This is a genomic window from Klebsiella michiganensis (assembly GCA_000963575.1).
GTDB lineage: Bacteria > Pseudomonadota > Gammaproteobacteria > Enterobacterales > Enterobacteriaceae > Cedecea > Cedecea michiganensis_A.
Window position 1 is genome coordinate 1213577 of record CP011077.1, and the last position, 25832, is coordinate 1239408.

The 25832-nt window shown below is 52.8% G+C and carries 20 protein-coding genes, 7 tRNA genes and 1 pseudogene; 6 read left to right on the forward strand and 22 right to left on the reverse strand.

Translation table 11 applies throughout. The features are described 5' to 3' along the window. The first annotated feature begins 225 nt into the window (after positions 1-225). A complete protein-coding gene (locus tag VW41_05740) occupies positions 226-708 on the forward strand; it encodes a hypothetical protein (protein AJZ88571.1) in 483 nt (160 codons plus the stop codon). Between the two features lie 51 nt (positions 709-759). Here VW41_05740 and artP read toward each other — a convergent pair whose 3' ends face one another. From artP to VW41_05785, 9 genes and pseudogenes are all read right to left on the reverse strand, one after another. Beyond that, positions 760-1485 (reverse strand): arginine transporter ATP-binding subunit, encoded by a 726-nt coding sequence (gene artP / locus VW41_05745; GenBank protein ID AJZ88572.1) that lies wholly within the window; start codon positions 1483-1485, stop codon positions 760-762. Beyond that, a complete protein-coding gene (locus tag VW41_05750; GenBank protein ID AJZ88573.1) occupies positions 1485-2159 on the reverse strand; it encodes an amino acid ABC transporter permease in 675 nt (224 codons plus the stop codon). Before VW41_05750 ends, artP begins: the two co-directional genes overlap by 1 nt. Continuing rightward, positions 2159-2899, reverse strand: a complete 741-nt coding sequence (locus VW41_05755) for an amino acid ABC transporter permease (GenBank protein AJZ88574.1) — start codon at positions 2897-2899, stop codon at positions 2159-2161. Before VW41_05755 ends, VW41_05750 begins: the two co-directional genes overlap by 1 nt. Positions 2900-3099: 200 nt before the next feature. Beyond that, positions 3100-4005, reverse strand: a pseudogene (locus VW41_05760) (amino acid transporter). A 384-nt stretch (positions 4006-4389) separates the two neighbouring features. Next, positions 4390-5931, reverse strand: coding sequence for an apolipoprotein acyltransferase (lnt, locus tag VW41_05765; protein AJZ88575.1), 1542 nt, complete (start codon positions 5929-5931; stop codon positions 4390-4392). Between the two features lie 7 nt (positions 5932-5938). After that, complete coding sequence (locus VW41_05770; protein ID AJZ88576.1) at positions 5939-6817, reverse strand: magnesium/cobalt efflux protein CorC; 879 nt, start codon at positions 6815-6817, stop codon at positions 5939-5941. A gap of 99 nt (positions 6818-6916) precedes the next feature. After that, positions 6917-7384 carry a metal-binding heat shock protein gene (locus tag VW41_05775; protein AJZ88577.1) on the reverse strand — a complete coding sequence of 156 codons (468 nt, stop codon included), beginning with the start codon at positions 7382-7384 and terminating at the stop codon, positions 6917-6919. Beyond that, a complete protein-coding gene (locus tag VW41_05780) occupies positions 7381-8442 on the reverse strand; it encodes a nucleoside triphosphate hydrolase (protein AJZ88578.1) in 1062 nt (353 codons plus the stop codon). Before VW41_05780 ends, VW41_05775 begins: the two co-directional genes overlap by 4 nt. Positions 8443-8653: 211 nt before the next feature. Further along, positions 8654-10078 carry a (dimethylallyl)adenosine tRNA methylthiotransferase gene (locus tag VW41_05785; protein AJZ88579.1) on the reverse strand — a complete coding sequence of 475 codons (1425 nt, stop codon included), beginning with the start codon at positions 10076-10078 and terminating at the stop codon, positions 8654-8656. Positions 10079-10201: 123 nt separating this feature from the next. On the opposite strand from VW41_05785, the gene ubiF reads away from it, so the two are divergent. Then, a complete protein-coding gene (gene ubiF, locus VW41_05790) occupies positions 10202-11377 on the forward strand; it encodes a 2-octaprenyl-3-methyl-6-methoxy-1,4-benzoquinol hydroxylase (GenBank protein ID AJZ88580.1) in 1176 nt (391 codons plus the stop codon). Between the two features lie 88 nt (positions 11378-11465). Here the strand turns inward: ubiF and VW41_05795 are convergent. The 12 genes from VW41_05795 to nagB form a co-directional block, all read right to left on the reverse strand. Then, positions 11466-11540: transfer RNA gene (locus VW41_05795), tRNA-Gln, on the reverse strand. Between the two features lie 35 nt (positions 11541-11575). Further along, positions 11576-11650: transfer RNA gene (locus VW41_05800), tRNA-Gln, on the reverse strand. 45 nt (positions 11651-11695) lie between these two features. Beyond that, positions 11696-11772 (reverse strand) — tRNA-Met (locus VW41_05805). 21 nt (positions 11773-11793) lie between these two features. Further along, positions 11794-11868, reverse strand: a tRNA-Gln gene (locus tag VW41_05810). Positions 11869-11905: 37 nt separating this feature from the next. After that, a tRNA-Gln gene (locus VW41_05815) sits at positions 11906-11980 on the reverse strand. A gap of 22 nt (positions 11981-12002) precedes the next feature. Further along, a tRNA-Leu gene (locus VW41_05820) sits at positions 12003-12087 on the reverse strand. A 10-nt stretch (positions 12088-12097) separates the two neighbouring features. Next, positions 12098-12174: transfer RNA gene (locus VW41_05825), tRNA-Met, on the reverse strand. 252 nt (positions 12175-12426) lie between these two features. Further along, positions 12427-14088 (reverse strand): asparagine synthetase B, encoded by a 1662-nt coding sequence (asnB, locus tag VW41_05830; GenBank protein AJZ88581.1) that lies wholly within the window; start codon positions 14086-14088, stop codon positions 12427-12429. A 310-nt stretch (positions 14089-14398) separates the two neighbouring features. Next, on the reverse strand, positions 14399-15154 hold the full coding sequence (locus tag VW41_05835) for a UMP phosphatase (protein AJZ88582.1): 756 nt from the start codon (positions 15152-15154) through the stop codon (positions 14399-14401). A gap of 62 nt (positions 15155-15216) precedes the next feature. Next, on the reverse strand, positions 15217-16437 hold the full coding sequence (locus VW41_05840; protein ID AJZ88583.1) for a transcriptional regulator: 1221 nt from the start codon (positions 16435-16437) through the stop codon (positions 15217-15219). Between the two features lie 5 nt (positions 16438-16442). Further along, complete coding sequence (gene nagA, locus VW41_05845) at positions 16443-17591, reverse strand: N-acetylglucosamine-6-phosphate deacetylase (GenBank protein ID AJZ88584.1); 1149 nt, start codon at positions 17589-17591, stop codon at positions 16443-16445. 174 nt (positions 17592-17765) lie between these two features. Beyond that, the gene (nagB, locus tag VW41_05850) at positions 17766-18566 is read right to left on the reverse strand and encodes a glucosamine-6-phosphate deaminase (GenBank protein ID AJZ88585.1); all 801 of its coding nucleotides are present in this window, start codon (positions 18564-18566) and stop codon (positions 17766-17768) included. Between the two features lie 376 nt (positions 18567-18942). Between nagB and VW41_05855 the strand changes: the two genes are divergently transcribed. From VW41_05855 to VW41_05870, 4 genes are all read left to right on the forward strand, one after another. Continuing rightward, positions 18943-20925, forward strand: coding sequence for a PTS N-acetyl glucosamine transporter subunits IIABC (locus VW41_05855; protein ID AJZ88586.1), 1983 nt, complete (start codon positions 18943-18945; stop codon positions 20923-20925). 178 nt (positions 20926-21103) lie between these two features. Further along, positions 21104-22771, forward strand: a complete 1668-nt coding sequence (locus tag VW41_05860) for a glutamate--tRNA ligase (protein ID AJZ88587.1) — start codon at positions 21104-21106, stop codon at positions 22769-22771. Positions 22772-23234: 463 nt separating this feature from the next. After that, positions 23235-24641, forward strand: coding sequence for a chitoporin (chiP, locus tag VW41_05865; GenBank protein ID AJZ88588.1), 1407 nt, complete (start codon positions 23235-23237; stop codon positions 24639-24641). A 46-nt stretch (positions 24642-24687) separates the two neighbouring features. Continuing rightward, positions 24688-25014 carry a hypothetical protein gene (locus VW41_05870; protein ID AJZ88589.1) on the forward strand — a complete coding sequence of 109 codons (327 nt, stop codon included), beginning with the start codon at positions 24688-24690 and terminating at the stop codon, positions 25012-25014. A 94-nt stretch (positions 25015-25108) separates the two neighbouring features. Here VW41_05870 and fur read toward each other — a convergent pair whose 3' ends face one another. Further along, positions 25109-25555, reverse strand: a complete 447-nt coding sequence (fur, locus tag VW41_05875) for a ferric uptake regulator (protein AJZ88590.1) — start codon at positions 25553-25555, stop codon at positions 25109-25111. Between the last annotated feature and the right edge of the window lie 277 nt (positions 25556-25832).

Genomic DNA, 25832 nt, shown 5'->3' on the forward strand with positions numbered 1-25832 from the left:
CGTAGCCTTTAATGAATTCGAGTTTAGATCGCCATAGCATAGCCGATTCGACAGCGGCAAAACAGCCTTTCGACGCCCTCAGTGGCCATTTCACCGTTCTGTAACCCTTGCAGTTTTTTACCCAGGGTGTGGTTAATCTAACAAAGCGCGGGCGGATTAACGTCTATTATTAGAATCAGTTACCACGCCGCAAATGCGGGAATCCTTCAAGGAGGCAGGCTAACGATGAACAAGGTTGCTCAATTTTATCGGGAACTGGTTGAATCGCTGAGTGAACGGCTGCGCAAGGGGGAGCGCGATATTGACGCGTTGGTCGCAAGCGCCCGTAAGCAGATGAATGACACCGGCGAGCTGACCAGAACGGAGATAGAGGAGGTAACGCGTGCGGTGCGCCGTGACCTTGAAGAGTTTGCTCGTAGCTACGGTGAAAGTCAGGATGAGTTTACCGACAGCGTGTTTATGCGGGTGATTAAAGAGAGTTTATGGCAAGAACTGGCGGACATTACCGACAGAACGCAGCTTGAGTGGCGGGAGGTGTTTAAAGATCTCAGCCATCACGGGGTGTATCACAGCGGTGAAGTGGTAGGGCTTGGAAACCTGGTGTGCGAAAATTGCCATCATCATATTGCGATTTACACGCCTGACGTGCTGCCGGTTTGCCCGAAATGCGGCCATAATCAGTTTCATCGGCGGCCGTTTGAGCCTTAAAAAAAGGCCTTCCCAAACGGGAAGGCCTTTTACTTTTATTGTGCGGTTCGTTTAATGCAGGATCTTCGCCAGGAAGTCTTTGGCGCGTTCTGACTGAGGATTATTGAAGAAATCATCTTTGTTTGAGTCTTCGACAATCTTGCCTTCATCCATAAAGATCACGCGGTTAGCCACTTTACGGGCAAAGCCCATTTCGTGGGTTACCACCATCATGGTCATGCCTTCATTGGCCAGCTCAACCATCACGTCCAGTACTTCGTTGATCATTTCCGGATCGAGTGCAGAGGTCGGCTCATCAAACAGCATTGCGATAGGATCCATGCACAGGGCGCGGGCAATCGCGACGCGTTGCTGCTGGCCGCCAGAAAGCTGTGCCGGATATTTATCGGCATGGGCTGCGAGCCCTACGCGCTCGAGTAATTTTAACCCTTTGGCGCGGGAGGCGGCTTTATCACGCTTCAGCACTTTGACCTGGGCAAGCGTCAGGTTTTCGATGATCGACAGGTGAGGAAACAGCTCAAAGTGCTGGAACACCATACCAACGTGGGAGCGGAGCTGCGCCAGATTGGTTTTCTTATCGTTCACCTGAGTACCGTTTACAAGGATTTCACCTTTTTGCACCGGCTCGAGGCCGTTGACGGTTTTAATCAGCGTGGATTTGCCGGAGCCGGAAGGGCCGCAAACGACGACAACTTCGCCTTTCTTCACTTCGGTGGAGCACTCGGTCAGCACCTGAAAGTGACCATACCATTTAGAAACATTTTTCAGGGTAATCATTACACAGTCCTTTTCTTCAAGTAGCTGACCAACAGCGATGCACTGAGGCTAATCACAAAATAGACCAGGCCGGCAAACAGGATCATCTCGACCTGTGTACCGTCACGCTCGCCGATGGTGGAGGCGGTGCGGAAGAAGTCTGCCAGGCTTAAAACGTACACCAGCGAGGTATCCTGGAACAAAACGATACCCTGGGTTAACAGCAGGGGCACCATGGCGCGGAAGGCCTGCGGCAAGATGATGAGTTTCATCGACTGCCAGTGGGTCATACCCAGCGCCAGGGCGGCATTTGACTGCCCTCTGGAAATACTCTGAATACCGGCGCGAATGATTTCTGAATAGTAGGCGGCTTCAAACATAGAGAAGGCGACCATCGCGGAAATCAGGCGAATATCGGTTTTCGGCGACAGGCCAAGTACCGACTGCAGGAAACCCGGCACGACGAGGTAGAACCACAGCAGCACCATCACCAGCGGCACGGAACGGAATACGTTCACGTAGACGGTGGCAAACCATGCAATCGGCTTGAAGCTCGACAGGCGCATGACCGCCAGCAGTGTGCCCCAAAGAATGCCGATCACCACCGCCGTAACGGTGATTTTGAGGGTAATAACCAGCCCTTGCATTAAGAAAGGCAGGGCAGGCAGAATCGAACTCCAGTCAAAATCGTGCATTATTTGCCTCCCATATTGCCCGGCAGGCGAATTTTACGTTCTACCACATACATCACGCCCATGATGATGGCGTTGATAAGCACGTAAGCCAGGGTAATCGCCGTGAAGGATTCATAGGCGTGCGCCGAGTAATCCAGCAGCTTGCCTGCCTGTGCAGCCATATCCACCAGACCAATGGTTGAAGCGATGGCCGAGTTTTTCACCAGGTTCATCATTTCGGACGTCATTGGCGGCACGATGACGCGATAGGCGTTAGGCAGCAGCACATAGCGATAGGCCTGCGGCAGCGTTAGCCCCATTGCCAGGGCCGCGTTCTTCTGCCCACGAGGCAGGGATTGAATTGCGGCACGCACCTGTTCGCAGACGCGAGCGGCGGTAAACAGCCCCAGACAAATCATTGACGAGAGGAAAAACTGAATATTGGGATCCAGCTCGGACTTAAACCACATGCCGATGCTTTCCGGCAGCAGTTCAGGCACCACCAGATACCAGGTAAAGAATTGGACTATCAGGGGAACGTTGCGAAACAGTTCAACGTAAAGCGTACCTAGCCCGGACAGGAATTTGTTAGGGACCGTACGCAAAATACCAAACAGAGACCCTACCAAAAAAGCAATGATCCATGCGGTTATTGACAGGGCGACGGTGACCTGGAAGCCATTCCAAATCCAGCCCAGATAGGTTGTGTTGCCGAACGGGGCGGGCTGTAAAAAGATTCCCCAGTTCCAGTCTATAGACATAACTTACTCCGAGATAAAAAAAAGAGGGTAGCGCAGGCTACCCTCGAAGATTGATGAGAAGCCGGTGCCTTGAAGCAGATCTTTGCCTGCGTTTTTTGGCACCTTCACGCCGGTGGGGGAACGACCCACCAACGCATAGTCTGTCCTGGCTTCAGTTCGTCAATCGGGAGGGCGGATTTTTCCGGCCCCTGTGTTTCTAATTAGTTGAGAGCTTTGTCGTTTGGTTCCTTGAACAGCGCTTTCATTTCGTCAGAAAGATCGAAGTTCATGTTGAGGTTCTTCGGTGGAATTGGTTGTTTGAACCATTTATCAAACCATTTCGCGGCTTCACCGGAAGTTTGTGCCTGAGCGATGGTGGTATCCATCAGCTTTTTAAACTCTGAATCATCTTTACGCAGCATACAGCCGTAAGCTTACTGAGACTGCGGCTTGCCGACGATCTCCCAGTTATCCGGCTGTTTGGCTTTCGCGCGTTCACCGGCCAGCAGAGCATCATCCATCATAAAGGCAACGGCACGACCGCTTTCCAGGGTACGGAAGGAGTCCCCGTGGTCTTTGGCGCTGATAATACGCATGCCCATTTTCTGCTCGTCGTTCAGCTTGTTGAGCAGAATTTCGGAAGTTGTGCCGGAGGTAACAACAACGGTTTTCCCTTTCAGATCAGGGAAGTCCTTAATTGGGCCACCTTTTTTCACCAGCAAGCGGGTGCCGACAACGAAGATTGTGTCGGAGAACGCGGCTTGTTTTTGACGTTCCACGTTGTTGGTGGTGGAACCACATTCAAAATCGAAAGTGCCGTTTTGCAGCAGCGGAATACGGTTCTGAGAGGTGATTGGGATCAGTTTCACCTGCAGGTCAGGCTTATTCAGCTGCTTTTTCACCGCTTCTACGATGGCGTTAGAGTAGTCCTGGGAGTAACCAACCACTTTCTGCTGGTTGTCGTAGTAAGAGAAAGGTACAGATGATTCACGGTGGCCGACCACGATAACGCCGTTGGCTTTGATTTTATCCAGCGTTGACTGCTGAGGCTTAGCGTCTTCTGCATGAACCATTGTTGCGCTCATGCCCATCACCAGCATTGCCGTGGCCAGTTTACGTAATTGCATATCCAACTCCTTAATCTTAGTGCCAGAGGAGGCACCGGTATCCGATGTGAGTGTTGTGTTTTGTTGTTTTTTCATGCTGCGAAAAGCGTCATGTCATGCTCTTTTGTTAGCATCTAACCTAGCTGAATGTAAAGAAATTGCTAATAAGATGTTTATTTTTGCGAAGCGCGCCGCACCGTTTAAAGGCAAAGATATGCCCGTGCACTATATTGGTGCTTGCCGTGTCGCTTTTTGGTGCATGCATTTTTTACTGCCCGATACGGGCAGGCCGCAGGGCGGCTTTTCGCCAGCTATTTGATTTCTACTATTAATCTCTAGCAAAGCTTGTGCCAGAAATGAAAAAGGCCAGCAAATTTGCCGGCCTTTATGGGCGAGAAGGGCGTGTTACTTTTTGTGGCGGTTACGCAGGCTCATCACCAGAGCGGTGAAGCCGAATAACGCGGTAATCAGCCACAGCGGCCAGAAGCCGAAGCGTGCATAAGGCGTTAAGCCAGTGGTTGGCGTGACTTTCGCCTCCAGCACTTCGCGAGTGAACTGCGGAATAATATTAGTGATATCACCTTCGGCGTTGACCACCGCGGTTACGCCGTTGTTGGTGCTGCGTAGCAGAGGGCGCCCCAGCTCCAGCGAACGCATACGCGCCATCTGCAGGTGTTGCCATGGGCCGATAGATTTACCGAACCAGGCATCGTTGGAGATAGTCAGCAGGAAGTCCGTATCCGGCCGGAAATTGTCCCGAACCTGTTCACCCAGGATTATCTCGTAGCAGATTGCTGCCGTCAGCTTAACGCCGTTTGAGAGCAGCTGCGGCTGAACATACGGCCCACGGCTGAACGATGACATGGGCAGATCGAAGAACGGTGCCAGTGGGCGCAGAATCGATTCAAGCGGCACAAACTCACCGAATGGCACAAGGTGATTTTTGTTGTAGCGATTACGGCTGGTGTAGCTGTAAGGGCTACCCTCCCCGAGCGTGATAATGGTGTTGTAGGTGTCGTACCGGTTTTGCTTGTTAAGGCGGGCATCAACGATACCGGTAATTAACGAGCTGTGTTTGGCCCGCAGCAGATCGTCCATCATGGTCAGGAACTGCTGCTGATTAATTTCCAGATCGGAGATAGCCGATTCCGGCCAGATGATAAGCTTCGCTTTGCCCATCTCCGGTTCTGTTTTATCCAGATAAATTTTCAGCGTGTCCAGCAGCTGGCTTTCATTCCATTTCAGGGACTGAGGAATGTTGCCTTGTACCATTGCCACGTCAACGGAACGCTCTGCCTGTGGCTGGAACCACTGGATGCTGCGCAGCGGCCAGGGCAGAAGCAGCAACGCGGCGGATACCGCGGCGGGCACCCACTTCCGCGCCTGCAAGGCATAAACCAGAAGGCCACTGATGATCATCAGCAGGAAGGTGATGGTGTCGACCCCAAAAATCGGCGCAATGCCTTTCAATGGGCCATCTATCTGGCTGTAGCCAAACTGCAGCCACGGGAAGCCGGTCAGCACCCAGCCGCGCAGGAATTCGGTAATTTGCCAGACGACCGGAGCGGCAATGGCCACGCGCCACCAGGTTGTTTTCGGCCAAAGCTTACTGAGTACGCCGGCGAACAGACCGGTATAGAGCGACAGATAAGCGGCCAGCAGTACGACCAGGAATACGTTCACCGGGCCCGGCATACCGCCAAACTGTGCAATGCTCACGTAGACCCAGTTAACGCCGCTGCCGAACAGCCCAAGACCCCAGAAGAAGCCAATCGCGGCGCTTTGCACCGAGCGACGGTTTAGCGTTAGCCCCTGTAAACCAGCCAGCGAGACAATGGCCGCGGGCCAAAAATCATAAGGGGAAAAAGCCAGCGTTCCGCAGGCCCCAAAGAAAAGCGCCAGCAGCAGGCGAATGCGCTGGCGTTGAAGAAGTTGAGCTATAGCCATAGCTGAGTTATTCGTCCAGTTTAGGTTGCGGCGAGTCGTCCGGAATTCTGACATGAACCTGAATAATACGACGGCTATCGGCCATGGCGACTTTGAACTGGTAACCATCTATTTCAATGGTTTCGCCCCGGGCCGGCAGATGCCCAAAGGCTTGCATCACCAGGCCGCCGATGGTGTCGACTTCTTCATCACTAAAGTGCGTGTCGAAGGTATCGTTGAAGTCTTCAATAGAGGCGAGGGCGCGGACCGTCCACGTATGACGGCTCAGCTGACGGAAATCGCCGTCTTCCTCGTCGTCGTATTCGTCTTCGATTTCCCCGACAATCAGTTCGAGAATATCTTCGATAGTCACGAGACCTGAAACACCGCCAAATTCATCAATCACAATCGCCATATGATAGCGCTGCTGACGAAACTCTTTCAGCATGCGGTCGACCCGCTTGCTTTCAGGCACGACAACCACCTGACGTAACACTTTTTCCATGCTGAAAGGCTCAGAGTCGCTGCGCATAAACGGCAGCAGATCTTTCGCCATCAGAATCCCTTCGATGTGATCTTTGTCTTCGCTTATGACCGGGAAGCGGGAGTGAGCGGAATCGATAATAACGTCGAGGCACTCGTCCAGCGTCTGGTTGTGTTTGAGCGTGACCATCTGCGAACGAGGGATCATGATGTCGCGGACACGTTGGTCGGCAATATCCATCACCCCTTCGAGCATGTCGCGGGTGTCCTGGTCTATCAGAGAGTTTTGCTCAGAATCACGAATAAGCGTCAGCAGATCGTCACGGTTTTTCGGTTCACCGTGAAACAGCTGGTTGAGAATGAGGGAGAAGAATCCCTTTTTGGCTTCCGGCGTGTCACTATTCTGTGAATTGTCGTCGCTCATGGCGTTAGGTTTTAGGCCTCATATAAATCAAATACTAACAGGCAGCTTTGTGGTGCGCTGCCTGCGCGTGAGGGCGGCAAAGGGAAAGCCCCGGGCCGACTACTCTTTCTCGGCAATGTACGGATCGGCATACCCAAGAGCAAGCATTATCTCTGTTTCCAGCGCTTCCATCTCTTCGGCCTCATCGTCTTCGATGTGGTCGTAGCCAAGCAGATGCAGGCTACCGTGTACAACCATATGTGCCCAGTGGGCGTCCAGCGGCTTCTCTTGTTCTTTGGCTTCCTGTTCAACCACCTGACGGCAGATGATCAGGTCACCCAGCAGCGGGAGCTCAATTCCCGGCGGGGCTTCAAAGGGAAAAGAGAGCACATTGGTGGGTTTATCTTTACCGCGATAGGTCAGGTTCAGGTTGTGGCTTTCGGCTTCATCCACCAGACGAACGGTGACCTCTGACTCTGGCTGAAACTGAGGAATCACCGCATCCAGCCAGCGCTGAATTTGTGCTTCATCCGGCAGGCCGCTTTCTGCCTCGCAGGCAACCTGTAAATCTAGAATAACCTGACTCATTTGCTCTCCTGAGCGCTGGCCTGCAGGGCAAGGGCTTCGCGTTTACGCTCGGCGGCAAGCTCATCTTTGCGTTTTTGATCGGCGGTTTCCCAGGCTTCATAGGCGTTAACGATACGAGCCACAACCGGGTGGCGCACCACGTCTTCACTGTTAAGGAAGTTGAAGCTGATTTCATCCACCTCGGACAAGACGTCGATGGCATGACGTAAGCCGGATTTGAGGTTACGCGGCAGGTCAATTTGCGTCACGTCGCCGGTGATAACCGCTTTGGAGTTGAAGCCAATGCGGGTCAGGAACATTTTCATCTGTTCTGTGGTGGTGTTCTGGCTTTCATCGAGAATGACAAAGGCATCGTTCAGGGTACGGCCGCGCATGTAGGCAAGCGGCGCCACTTCGATAACGTTGCGCTCAATCAGCTTTTCGACTTTCTCAAAGCCCAGCATTTCAAAAAGTGCGTCGTAAAGAGGGCGCAGGTAAGGGTCAACCTTCTGGCTCAAATCCCCCGGCAGGAAGCCTAATTTTTCACCGGCTTCAACCGCCGGGCGGGTCAGCAGAATACGGCGGATCTCCTGGCGCTCCAGCGCATCAACCGCGGCGGCAACGGCAAGATAGGTTTTCCCCGTTCCTGCAGGCCCAATGCCGAAGGTGATGTCGTGGTCGAGAATATTCGCGATGTACTGCGCCTGATTAGGCGTGCGTGGCTTAATCACGCCGCGCTTAGTTTTGATATGGATAGCTTTACCGTAATCCGGCACGCTGTCGGCCGTTTGCTCCAGCACCCGGCTTTCTTTAATAGCCAGATGAATTTGCTCCGGATCGATATCCTGGCTTTGGCCACGCATTGGCGCGGTGTCTACGTACAGATGGCGCAGAATATCCGCAGCGGCGTTAACGGAAAGCTCACGACCGGTGAGCCGGAAGTGATTGTCACGACGGTTGATTTCAATCCCCAGTCGGCGCTCCAGCTGTTTGATATTGTCATCAAAAGGGCCGCACAGACTAAGCAGACGGGCGTTATCCGCCGGTTCAAGCGTTAATTCATGTGTTTCGATATTCAAACTTATCCTCTGGGTCACTCGGGGCCAGTTAGAGTAAAACAGTCTCGCATAGCCGAAAATACGGCGCGGCTACAGGGAAATTATTTATCCCGCAGCGCGATGGCGCAAGCGTCGGCATTGATATTTGGGTGATGTCTTCATAATGCAAGGGCAAACAATGAGACTGCCTGCCGGAACCTGAAAGTCGCATTCCGGCAGGTAGTGAAGAAGATTAAGGCTGGTAGGTCCCTACTCCAATGTCATTCTCTTTGCGGGTACGAGCAATGACGGATGCCGGGGTTTCAGCAATACGCAGGCCCATTTCGCTTTCCGTGCGCACCAGCTTCGCCCGCAGGGAATTGGTCAGGACTTCGGTGATTTCAACATCCACGAATTTCCCCACCATATCCGGCGTCCCTTCGAAGTTCACCACGCGGTTATTCTCGGTGCGGCCGGACAGCTGCATAATGCTTTTACGCGAAGTGCCTTCTACCAGAATGCGCTGCACCGTGCCCAGCATTTTACGGCTCCATTCCATTACCTGCTGGTTAATTCGATCCTGCAGGATATAAAGGCGCTGCTTTTTCTCATCTTCCGGGACGTCATCTACCATATCCGCCGCCGGGGTGCCTGGACGAGCAGAGAAGATAAAGCTAAAGCTGGTGTCAAAGTTGACATCGGCAATCAGCTTCATGGTCTGCTCGAAGTCCTGGCTCGTTTCACCCGGGAAGCCCACGATAAAGTCTGAGCTGATCTGGATGTCCGGGCGCGCAGCGCGCAGCTTGCGAATAGTCGATTTATACTCGAGGGCGGTATGCGTGCGGCCCATCATATTCAGCACCCGGTCGGCACCGCTTTGAATAGGCAAATGCAGGAAGCTGACCAACTCTGGGGTATCGCGATACACTTCGATAATGTCATCGGTAAATTCAATCGGGTGGCTGGTGGTGAAGCGAATGCGGTCGATGCCGTCAATCGCCGCGACCAGGCGCAGAAGCTCGGCAAATGAGCAGATCCCGCCGTCATAAGCCGCGCCGCGGTATGCGTTAACGTTTTGGCCCAGCAGGTTAACTTCACGCACGCCCTGTTCCGCCAACTGAGCGATTTCAAACAGAATATCGTCGCAAGGGCGGCTAACTTCTTCCCCTCGCGTGTACGGCACCACGCAATAAGTGCAGTATTTGTTGCAGCCTTCCATGATGGAGACGAAGGCGGTCGGACCTTCGGCTTTCGGTTCAGGCAGGCGGTCAAATTTTTCGATTTCCGGGAAGCTGACGTCCACCACCGGACTGCGGGTGCCGCGAACCTGGTTGATCATTTCTGGCAGGCGGTGCAGGGTTTGCGGGCCAAAAACGATGTCCACATAGTGCGCCCGCTGGCGGATCTTTTTCCCTTCCTGAGAGGCAACGCAGCCGCCGACGCCAATGATCACGTCCGGACGTTTAGCTTTGATATGCTTCCAGCGCCCCAGCAGGTGAAACACCTTTTCCTGTGCTTTTTCGCGAATCGAACAAGTGTTCAGCAGCAGAACGTCCGCCTCATTCGCGTTATCGGTCAGCGTAAAGCCGTGGGTGCTGTCCAGCAGGTCGGCCATCTTGGATGAATCGTATTCGTTCATCTGGCAGCCCCAGGTTTTTATATGGAGTTTTTTTGTCATCGACTTGCCATTGCTCAAGGTGAAGTCAGGAATTAAGCCGGATAGTGTAATGCTTTGCTATGGATGTGACCAGCCTGGGAAAAGCCAGTAGAATTGGCAAAGATGAATGAAGGAAAGAGACTTATGGCAAATCAACCAATTGAAGTAGCCGTTGTCGGCGGTGGTATGGTCGGCGCGGCGGCAGCGCTGGGGCTGGCGCAGCACGGTTTTCGCGTGACGGTGATTGAACATCACGCGCCTGAGGCCTTCGTTCCCGACAGCCAGCCGGATGTCCGCATTTCTGCCATTAGCAGCGCATCGGTTGGATTGCTCAAGTCTCTTGGCGTCTGGGACAGGGTGCTGGCGATGCGGGCGCATCCTTATCGGCGGCTGGAAACCTGGGAATGGGAGAGCGCGCACGTTGGTTTTGATGCCGCAGAGCTGGGCTTACCCGAGCTGGGTTTCATGGTAGAGAATAACGTGCTGCAGCGCGTACTTTGGGAGGCGCTGGAAGCTCATCAGAATATCACCCTATGCTGCCCGGCGAGGCTGCGGCAAATCCATCGCCAACCCACGGGCTGGGCGCTTGAGTTTGATGAGAGTGACATACTGAATGCTGAAATGGTGATTGGCGCAGATGGCGCGAATTCCCAGGTCAGAAAATGGGCGGGGATTGGCGTGCATGCCTGGCAGTATCGTCAGGCCTGTATGTTGATTACCGTGAAATGCGAATTTGAGCCGGGCGACAGCACCTGGCAACATTTCACCCCGACCGGGCCGCACGCTTTCTTGCCATTATTCGATAACTGGGCCTCGCTCGTTTGGTATGACACCCCGGCGCGTATCCGGCAACTGCAGGGGATGAATATGCCACAGCTGCAAAAAGCGATTACGGCAGCTTTCCCTGCGCGCCTCGGGGCGGTTACGCCGGTGGCCAGCGGGGCATTTCCACTGACTCGCCGACACGCTTTGCAGTATGTCCAGCCAGGGCTGGCGCTGATAGGGGACGCGGCGCATACGATTCACCCTTTGGCGGGGCAGGGCGTAAACCTCGGTTATCGCGACGTGGATGTTTTGCTTGAGGTTCTGATCAATGCCCGTAGCCACGCTGAAGTCTGGGCGAGTGAGGCTATCCTGAAACGTTATCAGCTGCGCCGTCAGGCGGATAACTTCCTGATGCAGAGCGGAATGGATCTGTTCTATGCGGGATTCAGCAATAATCTTGGGCCGCTTCGGGTGGTGCGTAATATCGGACTGATGGCGGCGGAAAGAGCGGGTGGCCTGAAGCGAAAAGCGCTGAAATACGCCCTCGGATTATAGTGAAGACGCGCAGGGCGGTTTACCGCTCTGCTGATGCTGACTAAATAGCAGATAGCAAAAAGCCCGCTTGCGCGGGCTTTTCATTGTGTGGCTGGGGTGCAGGGATTCGAACCCCGGAATGCTGGTATCAGAAACCAGAGCCTTACCGCTTGGCGACACCCCAATTGCGTTAAACAAGCTGCTTAACGACTTTAAAATTGGCTGGGGTACGAGGATTCGAACCTCGGAATGCTGGTATCAGAAACCAGAGCCTTACCGCTTGGCGATACCCCAACAATTTTTTTGGACTTATCGAATTTAATCAATAATTCCTTTGTATGGTGGCTACGACGGGATTCGAACCTGTGACCCCATCATTATGAGTGATGTGCTCTAACCAGCTGAGCTACGTAGCCAGACCTTATCATATTCTTCGATGGCTGGGGTACCTGGATTCGAACCAGGGAATGCCGGTATCAAAAACCGGTGCCTTACCGCTTGGCGATACCCCAATAACCGTCGCGGTAAACCGCTTGTATCGAAAAATAATGGCTGGGGTACCTGGATTCGAACCAGGGAATGCCGGTATCAAAAACCGGTGCCTTACCGCTTGGCGATACCCCATCCGTGCAACGCGAGAGATAAATGGTGCGGGAGGCGAGACTTGAACTCGCACACCTTGCGGCGCCAGAACCTAAATCTGGTGCGTCTACCAATTTCGCCACTCCCGCATAAAAAAGATGGTGGCTACGACGGGATTCGAACCTGTGACCCCATCATTATGAGTGATGTGCTCTAACCAGCTGAGCTACGTAGCCATCTTTTTACGCGCTACCTTATCGGCGTTGCGGGGCGCATTATGCTGAGTTGACTCTACAGCGTCAACTAGTTTTTTCCCGAAAACCCGCTCAGAATGCTCGTTTGAATGACTTGCGAACAGCTTGCTTGAAATATCGACAATAACGTACGTTTTTGTTTTTAATTCCGGTTAAAAACAGGGATAAAGCTGCGGCAGGAATACAGAAACGACAACGGGCCATAAGGCCCGTTGTTTTAAGCTAAATCAGCGATTAATAGGCGGCCTGGTGCACACCAACCGCGCGTCCTGAAGGATCGTTCATGGTTTTGAACGACTCATCCCATTCGATGGCTTTTGCAGAAGAACAGGCCACCGATGGGCCGCCCGGCACACATTCAGCCGCGCTCTGCAGCGGGAACAGCTCTTCGAAGATTTCGCGGTACAAATACGCCTCTTTAGAGCCCGGCGTGTTGTACGGGAAACGGTAGGCTGCGGTGGCCAACTGCTGGTCGCTAATCTGCTCAGCGGCCACTTCTTTCAGAGTATCGATCCAGCTATAGCCGACGCCGTCGGAGAACTGCTCTTTCTGGCGCCATGCCACGCTTGCCGGCAGGTAGGATTCGAAGCACTCACGCAGGACATGCTTCTCCATTTTGCCGTTGCCGCACATTTTATCCTGCGGGTTAATGCGCATTGCCACATCGAGGAACTTTTTATCCAGGAACGGCACGCGGGCTTCAACGCCCCAGGCGGACATCGCCTTGTTGGCGCGGGCGCAGTCAAACATGTGCAGGGCCTGCAGTTTACGCACGGTTTCTTCATGCAGTTCTTTGGCGTTTGGCGCTTTGTGGAAGTACAGATAACCGCCGAATACCTCATCAGAACCTTCCCCGGACAGCACCATCTTGATCCCCATCGCTTTGATTTTACGCGACATCAGGTACATAGGTGTTGAAGCGCGGATCGTTGTCACATCGTAAGTTTCGATGTGATAGATAACATCGCGGATTGCATCCAGGCCTTCCTGCACGGTGAAGTGGATCTCGTGGTGAACCGTGCCCAGGTGGTTGGCGACTTCCTGCGCGGCTTTCAGGTCAGGAGAACCTTCCAGACCGACGGCGAAAGAGTGCAGCTGTGGCCACCAGGCTTCGCTGCGTTCTTCATCTTCTACGCGGCGCGCGGCAAACTTCTTGGTGATAGCGGAGATAACGGAAGAGTCCAGCCCGCCTGACAGCAGTACACCATAAGGTACGTCGGACATCAGATGGCTTTTTACGGAATCTTCCAGCGCCTGACGCAGCGCGTTTTTATCCGTTACGTTGTCTTTTACTTCTTCATAGCTGAACCAGTCACGCTGGTAGTAGCTGCGAATTTCGCCGTCTTTGCTCCACAGGTAGCTGCCCGCAGGGAACTCTTTGATGGTGCGGCACACCGGCACCAGCGCTTTCATTTCAGAAGCGACATACAGGTTGCCGTGCTCGTCGTGGCCCATATACAGCGGGATAATGCCAATATGGTCACGGCCAATCAGGTAGGCGTCTTTCTCGCTGTCGTAAAGCGCGAAGGCAAACATCCCCTGCAGATCATCAAGGAATTCCGGGCCTTTTTCCTGATAGAGCGCCAGGATGACTTCACAGTCTGAACCCGTCTGGAAGGTATAGCGGTCGCCGTATTCGGCGCGCAGAGCCTGATGGTTGTAGATTTCGCCGTTAACCGCCAGGGCGTGAGTTTTTTCAGTGTTGTACAGCGGCTGAGCGCCCGCGTTGACGTCAACAATGGACAGACGTTCGTGAACAAGAATTGCTTTATCGCTGGCGTAAACACCTGACCAGTCCGGGCCACGGTGGCGCATCAGGCGTGATAATTCCAGCGCTTTTTTGCGCAATTCAACTGCATCGGTTTTGATATCCAGAACGCCAAAGATAGAACACATATAACTTCTCCGTACACTTGCCTGAGCGATTTGAGTTGTGGTGCTGCGTTGCCGATGTTTTGCTTTTCCTGCGGCTTTGCTGCGTTGCTTAGTAATGAAAATGCTCAATCGCTGAAGGGAATGCAAGGGTTTTAGCTTTCAGCTAATAAATAGTGCAGTGAGGATTGCTGATTTATGAAAAATGATGATGTTTTGGGCGTGAAAATTAACGGATCGTCAATTTTTAACAATTTGGACTGAAGTTTGCTTCGTCTACGCGGCGATTTTTTATCGATACATAAAAATGCCGGCTCGGGGCCGGCATTCTGAATTAGAAAATATCGATTTCAGCAACCGAAGGATAAATCCAGCTTGGCCGGAACGGCATATCATCGACGTTGTTCAGGCTGGAGACGCCGGACAGAACAAGGATGGTTTCAAGGCCGGCCTGGAAGCCCGCGAGAATGTCCGTACGCAGGTTATCGCCGACGATAACGGTTTGCTCGGAATGTGCCTGCATTTTGTTAAGCGCCGCGCGAATAATCCACGGACTTGGTTTACCAACATAAAACGGCTCGCGACCGGAGATTTTCTCAATGCCAGCGCAAAGCGCGCCGCAGGCCGGGCTAAAACCGTGACCGTGGCTGTCAGGGTTGGTGGCAATAAAACGCGCCCCGTTCGCCACGAAGTAAGCGGCTTTATGCATCATTTCCCAGTTAAAGGAGCGGGTCTCACCCACGATAACAAAGTCAGGATTGATGTCGGTAATGGTAAATCCAGCTTTGTAGAGCTCGTGAATCAGCGCCCCTTCCCCGACGACGTAGGCTTTCTTACCTTCCTGGCGTCGGAGGAAATCGGCCGTGGCCATGGCCGAGGTGTAAAACACGCTCTCCGGCACGTCGATGCCCGCGGAGGCAAAGCGGTTGGCAAGATCCTGGCTGGTCTGAGAAGGGTAGTTGGTTAGCAGCACCAGCGGCATTTCTTTTTCAAGAATACGTGCCAGAAATTCATTAGCGCCCGGCACGGCGACGTTGTCGTGCATCAGCACGCCGTCGATATCACAAATTACGTTCTGGATGGTGGTCATTAACAACTCTGGCTCACGGAATGAAGTCGGTAACTATAGCGTAAAATGCTGCCTGGGCAGCATTAACTTTCCAGCAAATGCTGAAGTAAGACGCCGTTTAGCATTGAGCGCTTAACCAGCGCAAAGGCCCCGATGGCCGAGCGATCGTCCAGCTTTGAGCAGACGATGGGCAAGTTTTTACGGAAGGCATTTAATACCTGGGTGTTGATGCAGCCCTCGATGGCCGGCAGAAGCACTTTTTCGGCTTCGATTATTTCGCCGGCCAGCACGACTTTTTGCGGATTAAACAGGTTAATGGCTATGGAGATGGCTTTCCCCAGATGGCGGCCTACGTGTTCCAGCACTTCACAGGCCAGCGCATCGCCTTTATTGGCCGCTTTGCAAATTGCCTGAATACTGCAATCTTCCAGCGTCAGGCGGCTGTTGTAGCCTTGCTCCAGTAGATGGCGCACGCGTTTTTCAATGGCGGCGTTCGCGGCAATGGTTTCCAGACAGCCAAAGTTGCCGCAGTGGCAGCGCTCCCCCAGCGGATCTACCTGGATGTGGCCAATCTCGCCTACGTTCCCGTTGCGACCGATAAAAATCCGCCCGTTTGACAGGATGCCCGCCCCGGTGCCGCGGTGAACGCGCACCAAAATAGAGTCTTCGCAGTCGTGGGTTGCACCGAAGTAGTGCTCGGCTAACGCCAGGCTGCGAATATCATGGCCGACAAAACAGGTCACCTTGAAACGTTTTTCCAGGCTGTCGACCAGCGCCCAGTTATTGACGGCGATGTGCGGCATATAGCGGATCACGCCACTTTCGGGGTCAACCAGCCCGGGCAGGATGACAGAAATAGCGATAAGTTCGCGGGTCTTACGCTGCCAGGTTTCAATAAAATGGCTGATGGCGTTGAGCAGCGCGTGCTCGAGCGTTTCCTGCGTGCGTTCCGGCAGCGGATAGTGTTCTTCGGCGATGGATTTCGCGCTCAGGTCGAACAGGGTGATAGTGGCGTCGTGGCGCCCAAGTCGCACGCCAATGGCATGGAAGTTACGTGTTTCGGTGGTAATGGATATAGCGCGGCGGCCGCCGGTGGAGGCCTGCTGATCGACTTCTTTGATCAGGCCGCGCTCAATAAGCTGACGAGTAATTTTTGTGACGCTGGCGGGCGCAAGCTGGCTTTGTTCGGCAATCTGGATGCGCGAGATAGGACCGTGCTGATCAATCAGGCGGTAGACCGCCGCGCTATTCAGCTGTTTTACCAGGTCAACGTTACCAATTTGGGCTTGTCCGCCAGTCGTCATGCTATTTACTCAGTTACGACCTCGTTACCATTAACGATGGTCTTGATAATTTTATAGTCGCGGGTAAACACGGTCAGGTTAGCCACTTTACCGGCTTCGATTGCACCCAAATGTTTATCCACGCCCATGGCGCGAGCAGGGTAAAGCGTTGCCATACGCAGGACTTCATCCAGCGCGATGGCCGCGTGTTCTACCAGATTACGAACGCCTTGAATCATTGTCAGTGCAGAGCCGCTCAGCGTGCCGTTCTCATCTACGCACAGACCATCGCGGTAGTATATTGTTTTACCAGCAAAAATGAACTGCTCGATGTTGGCGCCTGCCGGAGCAGTTGCGTCGGTAACCAGGCACAGTTTATCGCCCTTCACGCGTTTTGCGGTGCGGATGTTCGCATAATCCACATGCAGACCATCAGCAATGATGCCACAGTAAACGTCAGCTTCATCAAAAATTGCGCCCGCAAGGCCCGGTTCGCGGCCGGTAATATACGGCATCGCGTTGAAAAGGTGGGTTGCGAAGGTGATCCCGGCGCGGAAGCCAATTTTGGCTTCTTTAATCGTTGCATTGGAGTGGCCTGCCGAGACGATGATGCCTGCCGCAACCAGCTTCTGAATCACTTCTGGCTCAACCATTTCCGGCGCGAGGGTGATTTTGGTGATCACATCGGCATTCTGGCAGAGGAAATCAACCAGCTTCGCATCCGGCTTGCGGACGAAACCTGGGTTGTGCGTCCCTTTCTTCACGATATTGAGCCACGGCCCTTCGAGGTGTAAGCCCAGTGCCTGATGGCTGTATTTCGCCAGATATTCGCGCATGACTTTCACGCCCTGCATCATCAGCTCGTCGCTGGTGGTGATAAGCGTTGGCAGGTAGCTGGTGCAGCCTGAACGTTCGTTCGCTTTCTGCATGATTTCCAGCGTTTCAACAGAAACGGCTTCTGCGGTGTCGTTAAACTGCACGCCGCCGCAGCCGTTCAGCTGAACATCAATAAAACCGGGGGCAATGACGGCACCGCCCACATCGCGCGTTTCAATACCTGCTGGCAGTGCATCAACAGGGCAAACTCGCTCAATCAGGCCATCGGCAATGACTACCGCGTGGTCATCCAGAATTTCGTGGCCGGTGTAAATCCGACCGTGGATTAATGCATACATATCCTACCCCCGGGAGTAACGTCGTGCTTTAAGACTGTAAGATCGCTAATAAAGAGGAAAAGCCGAAACACCTTCCTCTTTATGACTGACGCTGGAAAACCAATACATTGATTTTCCGGGACTACTGACGCCCTTGCGGTTAGCGCTTGAGGCGCGCCAGTGGTCTGCCAGGCCTTAAAGGCCTTTGATGTTTTCTGCTTCCAGCTCGTTGAAATACTTCAACGTTTTCACTTTCAGTTCCATGGTGGACGGCTCATCACACACGATCACAGCCTTCGGATGCAGCTGCAGGCAGGTAATCGTCCACATATGGTTAACGTTGCCTTCAACGGCGGCCTGCAGTGCCAGAGCTTTGACGCCGCCCAGCACCAGAATCATCACTTCTTCTGCATCCAGCAGGGTGCCTACGCCAACGGTCAGCGCGTATTTAGGCACCTGAGTCACGTCGCCGCCGAAGAAGCGGGAGTTTGCCACGCGGGTGTCATGGGTCAGGGTCTTAATACGGGTGCGGGAAGCCAGAGAAGAAGCGGGTTCGTTGAACGCGATGTGACCGTCGTTGCCCACGCCACCCATGAACAGGTGAATTTTGCCGTAGGAGCGGATTTTCTCTTCGTAGCGGCGGCATTCAGCATCAACATCTTCCGCATTGCCGTTCAGCAGGTTGATGTTTTCTGCTGGGATATCAACGTGATCAAAGAAGTTACGGTGCATGAAAGTATAATAACTTTCTGGATGTTCCTTCGGCAGACCGACATATTCATCCATGTTGAACGTAACGACGTGCTTAAAGCTAACCTGGCCTGCTTTATGCATCTCAACCAGTGCTTTGTAAGCTTCCAGCGGCGTGCCGCCGGTTGGCAGACCCAGAACAAAAGGGCGGTCCGCGGTAGGTTTGAATGCATTAATGCGATTTACAATATGGCGAGCTGCCCATTTGCCGACTTGTGCCGGGGTTGCCAGGGGAATCAGTCTCATCATTCACCTCATAGTTTAAGAGTAAAAATAGGGTTAGCTGAATCGATCTCGATAAGCATAAGGGTAAACCACTTTTATACTGAACCGACAGGGATCAATCCGTCTTGATTTTTTGAATCATAAAATAAGTTTTCGGAGATAGCCAGTGAAGGGGGAGGGTTGAAGCGATATTTGGTGATAAATATCACAAAAAAGGTGCGTTTAATTTGCGGTACGAATTAATTTTTTTCACACTTCACCGTGTGATGTGAATCGTCGCCGTGTATTCAATGTAAGTAAGACAATAAAAACACTGCTTGAGCGAGCCTTAACGGGGTCTCATAGGGGGAATAAAGTGAGTATTCTAGGTTATCTACAGCGCGTGGGCCGGGCACTTATGGTGCCAGTGGCTACACTGCCAGCAGCAGCAATATTAATGGGGGTTGGTTACTGGATTGACCCAGTCAGTTGGGGTGGAGATAACGCCTTTGCTGCACTGTTGATCAAATCCGGTTCCGCCATTATCGATCACATGTCCGTGCTGTTCGCCATCGGCGTCGCTTACGGCATGTCCAAAGACAAAGACGGTGCCGCTGCACTGACCGGCTTTGTTGGCTTCCTGGTTCTGACCACCCTCTGCTCACCGGCAGCGGTTGCGATGATCCAGAAAATTCCGGCGGACCAGGTTCCGGCGGCGTTTGGCAAAATTGAAAACCAGTTCGTCGGTATTCTGGTGGGTATCATTTCTGCAGAACTCTACAACCGCTTCAGCGGCGTTGAGCTGCCGAAAGCGCTGTCGTTCTTCAGCGGCCGTCGTCTGGTGCCTATCCTGACCTCCTTCGTGATGATTGCCGTTGCCTTCATCTTGATGTACGTCTGGCCGATGATCTTCGATGCTTTAGTTAACTTCGGTGAGCACATCCAAAAACTCGGTTCTGCAGGCGCAGGTATCTATGCCTTCTTCAACCGTCTGCTGATCCCGGTTGGTCTGCACCACGCCCTGAACTCCGTGTTCTGGTTTGACGTGGCAGGTATTAACGACATTCCTAACTTCCTGGGTGGCGCTCAGTCCATCGAAGCAGGTAAAGCGGTTGTCGGTATCACCGGTCGTTACCAGGCGGGCTTCTTCCCGATCATGATGTTCGGTCTGCCGGGTGCAGCGCTGGCCATCTATCACTGTGCACGTCCTGAAAATAAAGCGAAAGTTCTGGGTATCATGATGGCCGGTGCTTTCGCCGCGTTCTTCACCGGTATCACCGAGCCGCTGGAATTCTCCTTCATGTTCGTTGCGCCGGTACTGTACGTGATCCACGCCGTGCTGACCGGTATCTCCGTATTTATCGCGGCAAGCATGCACTGGATATCTGGTTTTGGCTTCAGCGCAGGTCTGGTGGATATGATGCTTTGGGTGCGTAACCCATTGGCAACCAAATGGTACATGCTGATCCCTCAGGGCCTGGTGTTCTTCGTTATTTACTACGTGGTGTTCCGTTTCACCATCACCAAATTCAACCTGCTGACCCCAGGCCGTGAACTGGCTGTTGCCGGTGACGAAGCTGATGGCCAGGACGTGAATGTGAGCGGCGATGCGAACCAGGACGTTTCAGGTCTGGCTCGTCAGTACATCTCTGCGGTAGGTGGCTCTGCCAACCTGACCGGTATTGATGCCTGTATCACTCGTCTGCGTCTGAGCGTGAAAGACTCTTCCGTAGTAAACGAAGCGCTGGCTAAACGTCTGGGTGCGACGGGCGTTATTCGCCTGAACAAAACCAGCGTGCAGATCATCGTTGGCTTCGCTGCAGAAAAAATTGCTAACGCAATGAAAACCGCGGGTACTGTCGAAGCAGCCGCGCCTGTTGCGGGTGCAGCCCCGGCCCCAGCCGCTAAACCACAGGCTGTACCAAATGCGACCAGTACGACTATTGCTGCCCTGGTTTCTCCGGTAACCGGTGACGTCGTTGAGCTGGACCAGGTGCCTGACGAAGCTTTCGCCAGCAAAGCCGTTGGGGATGGCGTCGCCGTTAAGCCGACTGACAAAACCGTGGTTTCTCCAGCCGCCGGGACTATCGTAAAAATCTTCAACACCAACCACGCGTTCTGCCTTGAAACAGAAAAAGGCGCTGAAATTGTGGTTCACATGGGCATCGATACCGTTGCTCTGGGTGGCAAAGGCTTTACGCGTCTGGTGGAAGAGGGGGCTGACGTGGTCGCCGGCCAGCCGATTCTGGAAATGGATCTTGATTTCCTGAACGCCAACGCTCGCTCCATGATCAGTCCGGTAGTTTGCAGCAACATCGATGACTTTAGCGGTCTGGTTATCCAGGCGAAAGGTCAGGTGGTCGCGGGTCAAACGCCACTGTATGAGATTAAAGGCAAGTAATCGCTCCTGAGTAAGCATTTGTGCCTTGAGCGGCTGGCGTATATCGTCAGCCGCTTTTTTATTGTCGGTCAGCAGACAAATATGGATAACCCTAATTTATGCAACTAAAGGTTGTTTCCCGAGGCTGCTTATTAGATCATGCACCGTTAACTAAGGTATACGCTTTGAGGAACCCGCGATGAGTGAGGCTGAAGCCCGCCCAACTAACTTTATTCGCCAGATTATTGATGAAGACCTGGCGAACGGTAAGCACACCAGTATTTGCACCCGTTTTCCGCCTGAGCCGAATGGCTATCTGCATATTGGCCACGCCAAGTCTATTTGCCTGAACTTTGGTATTGCCCAGGATTACCAGGGACAGTGCAACCTGCGTTTCGATGACACAAACCCGGTAAAAGAAGACATCGAATACGTAGAGTCCATCAAACACGACGTTGAATGGCTGGGCTTCCACTGGTCCGGCAACGTGCGTTATTCGTCCGACTATTTTGATCAGCTGTTTAACTATGCCGTTGAGCTGATTAATAAAGGGCTGGCGTATGTTGATGAGCTGAGCCCGGAACAAATTCGTGAATACCGTGGCTCCCTGACTGCACCAGGCAAAAACAGCCCGTTCCGCGATCGTAGCGTTGAGGAAAACCTCGCGCTGTTCGAGAAAATGCGCAACGGTGAGTTCGCCGAAGGTACCGCCTGCCTGCGTGCTAAAATCGATATGGCCTCGCCGTTTATCGTCATGCGCGATCCGGTGCTGTACCGCATTAAGTTTGCCGACCACCACCAGACCGGCAGCAAGTGGTGCATCTACCCGATGTACGACTTCACCCACTGTATTTCTGATGCGCTGGAAGGCATTACGCACTCGCTGTGTACCCTGGAGTTCCAGGACAACCGCCGCCTGTATGACTGGGTGCTGGACAACATCACGATCCCTGCTCACCCGCGTCAGTACGAGTTTTCTCGCCTGAATCTCGAATACGCCATCATGTCCAAGCGTAAGCTGAACCTGCTGGTAACCGAGAAGATTGTGGAAGGCTGGGATGACCCGCGTATGCCGACTATCTCCGGCCTGCGTCGCCGCGGCTATACCGCAGCATCCATTCGCGAGTTCTGTAAGCGCATTGGCGTTACCAAGCAGGACAACACCGTTGAAATGGCTTCGCTGGAATCCTGCATCCGTGACGATCTCAACGAGAATGCACCGCGTGCAATGGCCGTTCTGGATCCGGTAAAGGTAATTATCACTAACTACCCTGAGGGTGAGGAAGAGACGGTCACCATGCCGAATCACCCAAACAAACCTGAGATGGGTAGCCGTGAAGTGCCGTTCAGCCGTGAAGTCTATATCGATCGGGCTGACTTCCGCGAAGAAGCAAACAAGCAGTACAAGCGCCTGGTGCTGGGCAAAGAAGTTCGCCTGCGTAATGCCTATGTGATTAAAGCCGAACGCGTAGAAAAAGATTCAGAAGGCAATATCACCGAACTGTATTGCACTTACGATCAGGAAACCCTGAGCAAAGATCCGGCGGATGGTCGCAAGGTGAAAGGCGTTATTCACTGGGTGAGCGCTGCACATGCGCTGCCGGTTGAAATTCGTCTTTACGACCGCCTGTTTAGCGTCGCGAACCCAGGGGCTGCGGAAGACTTCCTGTCTACCATCAACGCAGATTCCCTCGTTATCCGCCAGGGCTTCGTTGAGCCTAGCCTGCAGAATGCGGAAAAAAGTAAGGCATATCAGTTCGAGCGTGAAGGTTACTTCTGCCTGGACAGCCGCTATGCGACGGCAGAAAAACTGGTGTTTAACCGCACCGTTGGCCTGCGTGATACCTGGGCTAAAATCGGCGAATAATTGCCGCTAACAGCCTGGTAAAAGCGCCGCGCAATGCGGCGTTTTTTCTTTCTGCTAACTAACCATTAACCTTACGTACACATTCGCGATGCGAATTAATTCTCATTTACATCTTTGTGAGAGTTCCCTTACATCCAGTAATGTCTTCCCCGTAATCTCCTGATGCTTATAATGAAAGCGCTCTCAAAGAAATTTTATTCTTAAAATCAGTCTTAATCAGGATTAATAATCTGCTGCGCAATTTTGTTACAAATGCACATAGATTATGTGCTCTCTGTCATACTCCAGGAAATCTCTGATACAAAGTCATTGATAATTCGCGTCGCGAAAAATAGTCTATGAGCAGCAGTAATGCGGGTGTGTTAGGCAAAAACCGCTTTTAGCCGTCAGGCAATTTTACTTTTTTCGTCAATGGCGCTTTTCACGTCAGACGATGATTTTTACGTCAAAGAGGAATTTAACTATGCGTACGTTTAGTGGCAAACGTAGTGCGCTTGCTCTTGCTATTGCAAGCGTTACCGCTCTTTCTGGCTTTGTAGTGGCTCCGCAGGTTAGCGCCGCGGGCTTTGTTGATGACTCTACGCTGACCGGCGGCATTTATTACTGGCAGCGTGAACGTGACCGTAAAGACGTATCCGACGGTAAGTACAAAACTAACCTGTCGCACTCAACCTGGAACGCCAATCTCGACTTCCAGTCCGGCTATGCGGCCGATATGTTTGGTTTCGATATTGCCGCCTTCACCGCCATTGAAATGGCCGAAGACAGCGCCAGTGGCCACCCGAACGAAATCGCTTTCTCCTCTAAAAATAAAACCTACGACGAAGACTACTCCGGCGATAAAGGCGGCATCAGCCTTTATAAAGCAGCCGCCAAATTCAAGTACGGCCCGGTATGGGCGCGTGCAGGTTACATTCAGCCAACAGGCCAAACGCTGTTAGCGCCACACTGGAGCTTCATGCCTGGTACCTATCAGGGTGCTGAAGCCGGTGCTGCATTCGACTACGGCGATGCCGGTGCGCTGAGCTTCTCCTACATGTGGACCAACGAGTACAAAGCGCCATGGCACCTGGAAACCGACAAGTTCTACCAGAACGACAAAAAGACCAAAGTTGACTACCTGCACTCCATCGGCGCGAAGTATGACTTTAAAAATGACCTGATTCTGGAAGCCGCATTCGGCCAGGCCCAGGGCTTTGTTGACCAATACTTTGCTAAAGCCAGCTACAAATTCGACGTTGCAGGCAGCCCGCTGAGCACCAGCTACCAGTTCTACGGTACTCGTGATAAAGCCGCGAATAACACCATCAACGATATCTATGACGGTACCGCGTGGCTTCAGGCGCTGACCTTTGGCTATAAAATTGGCCAGGTTGATCTGCGTCTGGAAGGGACTATGGTGAAGGCAGAAGGCCAGCAGGGTTACTTCCTGCAGCGTATGACGCCAACCTATGCTTCTTCCAACGGTCGTCTGGATGTGTGGTGGGATAACCGCTCCGACTTCAACGCCAACGGCGAAAAAGCCGTGTTCTTCGGCGCAATGTATGACCTGAGCAACTGGAACCTGCCGGGTTGGGCTGTCGGTGCTTCTTACGTCTATGCGTGGGACGCCAAACCATCCACATGGGCGCTGGATGCTTCCGGCAACCGCCAGGATCTCGCTTCCAACAAGATCAAAGAGTCTTCCTACAGCCTCGATGCCATGTATACCGTGCAGGAAGGCCGTGCGAAAGGCACGCTGTTCAAACTGCACTTCACTCAGTACGACAACCACTCCGACATCCCAAGCTGGGGCGGTGGTTACGGCAACATCTTCCAGGATGAGCGTGACGTGAAATTCATCGTGATTGCTCCGTTCACCATCTTCTGATGCGAAACCGGGCGCGTAAGCGCCCGTTTTTTATAAGGAACCGAACATGAAAAAGATTCTGCTGGTTACCGCCGCTGTTTTCACGCTGTCTGCCTGCGTTCAACCCCCGGCGCCTCCGGAAGATTCACGCCTGAAGCAGGCCTATAGCGCCTGTATCAATACGGCGGAAGGTAATCCGGATAAAATCGAAGCCTGCCAGAGCGTGCTGAACGTTCTGCGCCAGGAAAAGCAGCATAAAGCGTTTGTTGAGAAAGAGACGGTGAACGTGCTGGATTACCAGAAATGCATTCAGGCAAGAAAGAGCGGAAATGATGAGGCCGTGAAGGTGCGTTGCGATAAGATTTGGCAGGAAATTCGCGCCAATAACAGCTGATCTCATTTTTCAGTTAATAAAAAAACCGGCAAGGGAAACCTGCCGGTTTTTGCGTTTAAACGCCACCGAAGCAGCGTTTGTTAATGCGGATTACTTATTTAGGATCGTGGGCAGTGTCATCTTCGCGGCAGTCACCTTCGGCACAGTGTCCGTACAGATAGAGACTGTGGTTGGTCAGACGAATACCGTGGCGCGCGGCAATTTCACGCTGGCGAGATTCGATAGAATCATCGCTGAACTCGATGACTTTTCCGCAGTCGAGGCAGATAAGGTGATCGTGGTGATGTTGCTGGGTCAGCTCGAAAACGGATTTGCCGCCTTCAAAATTGTGGCGGGTTACGATCCCGGCATCATCAAACTGGTTCAGTACGCGGTAGACCGTCGCCAGGCCAATTTCTTCGCCCATGTCGATCAGACGTTTATATAAGTCTTCCGCGCTGACGTGATGATTTACCGGCTCTTGCAGCACTTCGAGGATTTTTAATCGCGGAAGCGTGACTTTCAAGCCGGCCTTCTTTAATGCGGTATTGTTGTCAGTCATGCGGAAATTGTCCTGTTGCTTAACGATTCGCTCAAACTGCAGTGAGCGTTAAGAGTAATGCGTCTCATTATAGAACTGCTACTTCTAAATGGAAACCGCAAGTATGGTGCAAAATAAGGCTGAAAAATCGTGGCGGAGTCGCCATTTACAGTAATTATCAGCCAAGCTATCAGGCAGACATTGTACAGGGATGTACGAGAAAGTTACAAACTTGTAGCAATTATTTTCATTGCCGCAAGCTATCAAGATGGCGCAAATGCCGCATTTGCGCCAGAGA

Coding starts and splice junctions, on each gene's coding strand:
- VW41_05740 (AJZ88571.1), top strand. CDS start 226: ATGAACAAGGTTGCTCAATTTTATCGGGAACTGGTTGAATCGCTGAGT.
- artP (AJZ88572.1), bottom strand. CDS start 1,485: ATGATTACCCTGAAAAATGTTTCTAAATGGTATGGTCACTTTCAGGTG.
- VW41_05750 (AJZ88573.1), bottom strand. CDS start 2,159: ATGCACGATTTTGACTGGAGTTCGATTCTGCCTGCCCTGCCTTTCTTA.
- VW41_05755 (AJZ88574.1), bottom strand. CDS start 2,899: ATGTCTATAGACTGGAACTGGGGAATCTTTTTACAGCCCGCCCCGTTC.
- lnt (AJZ88575.1), bottom strand. CDS start 5,931: ATGGCTATAGCTCAACTTCTTCAACGCCAGCGCATTCGCCTGCTGCTG.
- VW41_05770 (AJZ88576.1), bottom strand. CDS start 6,817: ATGAGCGACGACAATTCACAGAATAGTGACACGCCGGAAGCCAAAAAG.
- VW41_05775 (AJZ88577.1), bottom strand. CDS start 7,384: ATGAGTCAGGTTATTCTAGATTTACAGGTTGCCTGCGAGGCAGAAAGC.
- VW41_05785 (AJZ88579.1), bottom strand. CDS start 10,078: ATGACAAAAAAACTCCATATAAAAACCTGGGGCTGCCAGATGAACGAA.
- ubiF (AJZ88580.1), top strand. CDS start 10,202: ATGGCAAATCAACCAATTGAAGTAGCCGTTGTCGGCGGTGGTATGGTC.
- asnB (AJZ88581.1), bottom strand. CDS start 14,088: ATGTGTTCTATCTTTGGCGTTCTGGATATCAAAACCGATGCAGTTGAA.
- VW41_05835 (AJZ88582.1), bottom strand. CDS start 15,154: ATGACCACCATCCAGAACGTAATTTGTGATATCGACGGCGTGCTGATG.
- VW41_05840 (AJZ88583.1), bottom strand. CDS start 16,437: ATGACGACTGGCGGACAAGCCCAAATTGGTAACGTTGACCTGGTAAAA.
- nagA (AJZ88584.1), bottom strand. CDS start 17,591: ATGTATGCATTAATCCACGGTCGGATTTACACCGGCCACGAAATTCTG.
- nagB (AJZ88585.1), bottom strand. CDS start 18,566: ATGAGACTGATTCCCCTGGCAACCCCGGCACAAGTCGGCAAATGGGCA.
- VW41_05855 (AJZ88586.1), top strand. CDS start 18,943: ATGGTGCCAGTGGCTACACTGCCAGCAGCAGCAATATTAATGGGGGTT.
- VW41_05860 (AJZ88587.1), top strand. CDS start 21,104: ATGAGTGAGGCTGAAGCCCGCCCAACTAACTTTATTCGCCAGATTATT.
- chiP (AJZ88588.1), top strand. CDS start 23,235: ATGCGTACGTTTAGTGGCAAACGTAGTGCGCTTGCTCTTGCTATTGCA.
- VW41_05870 (AJZ88589.1), top strand. CDS start 24,688: ATGAAAAAGATTCTGCTGGTTACCGCCGCTGTTTTCACGCTGTCTGCC.
- fur (AJZ88590.1), bottom strand. CDS start 25,555: ATGACTGACAACAATACCGCATTAAAGAAGGCCGGCTTGAAAGTCACG.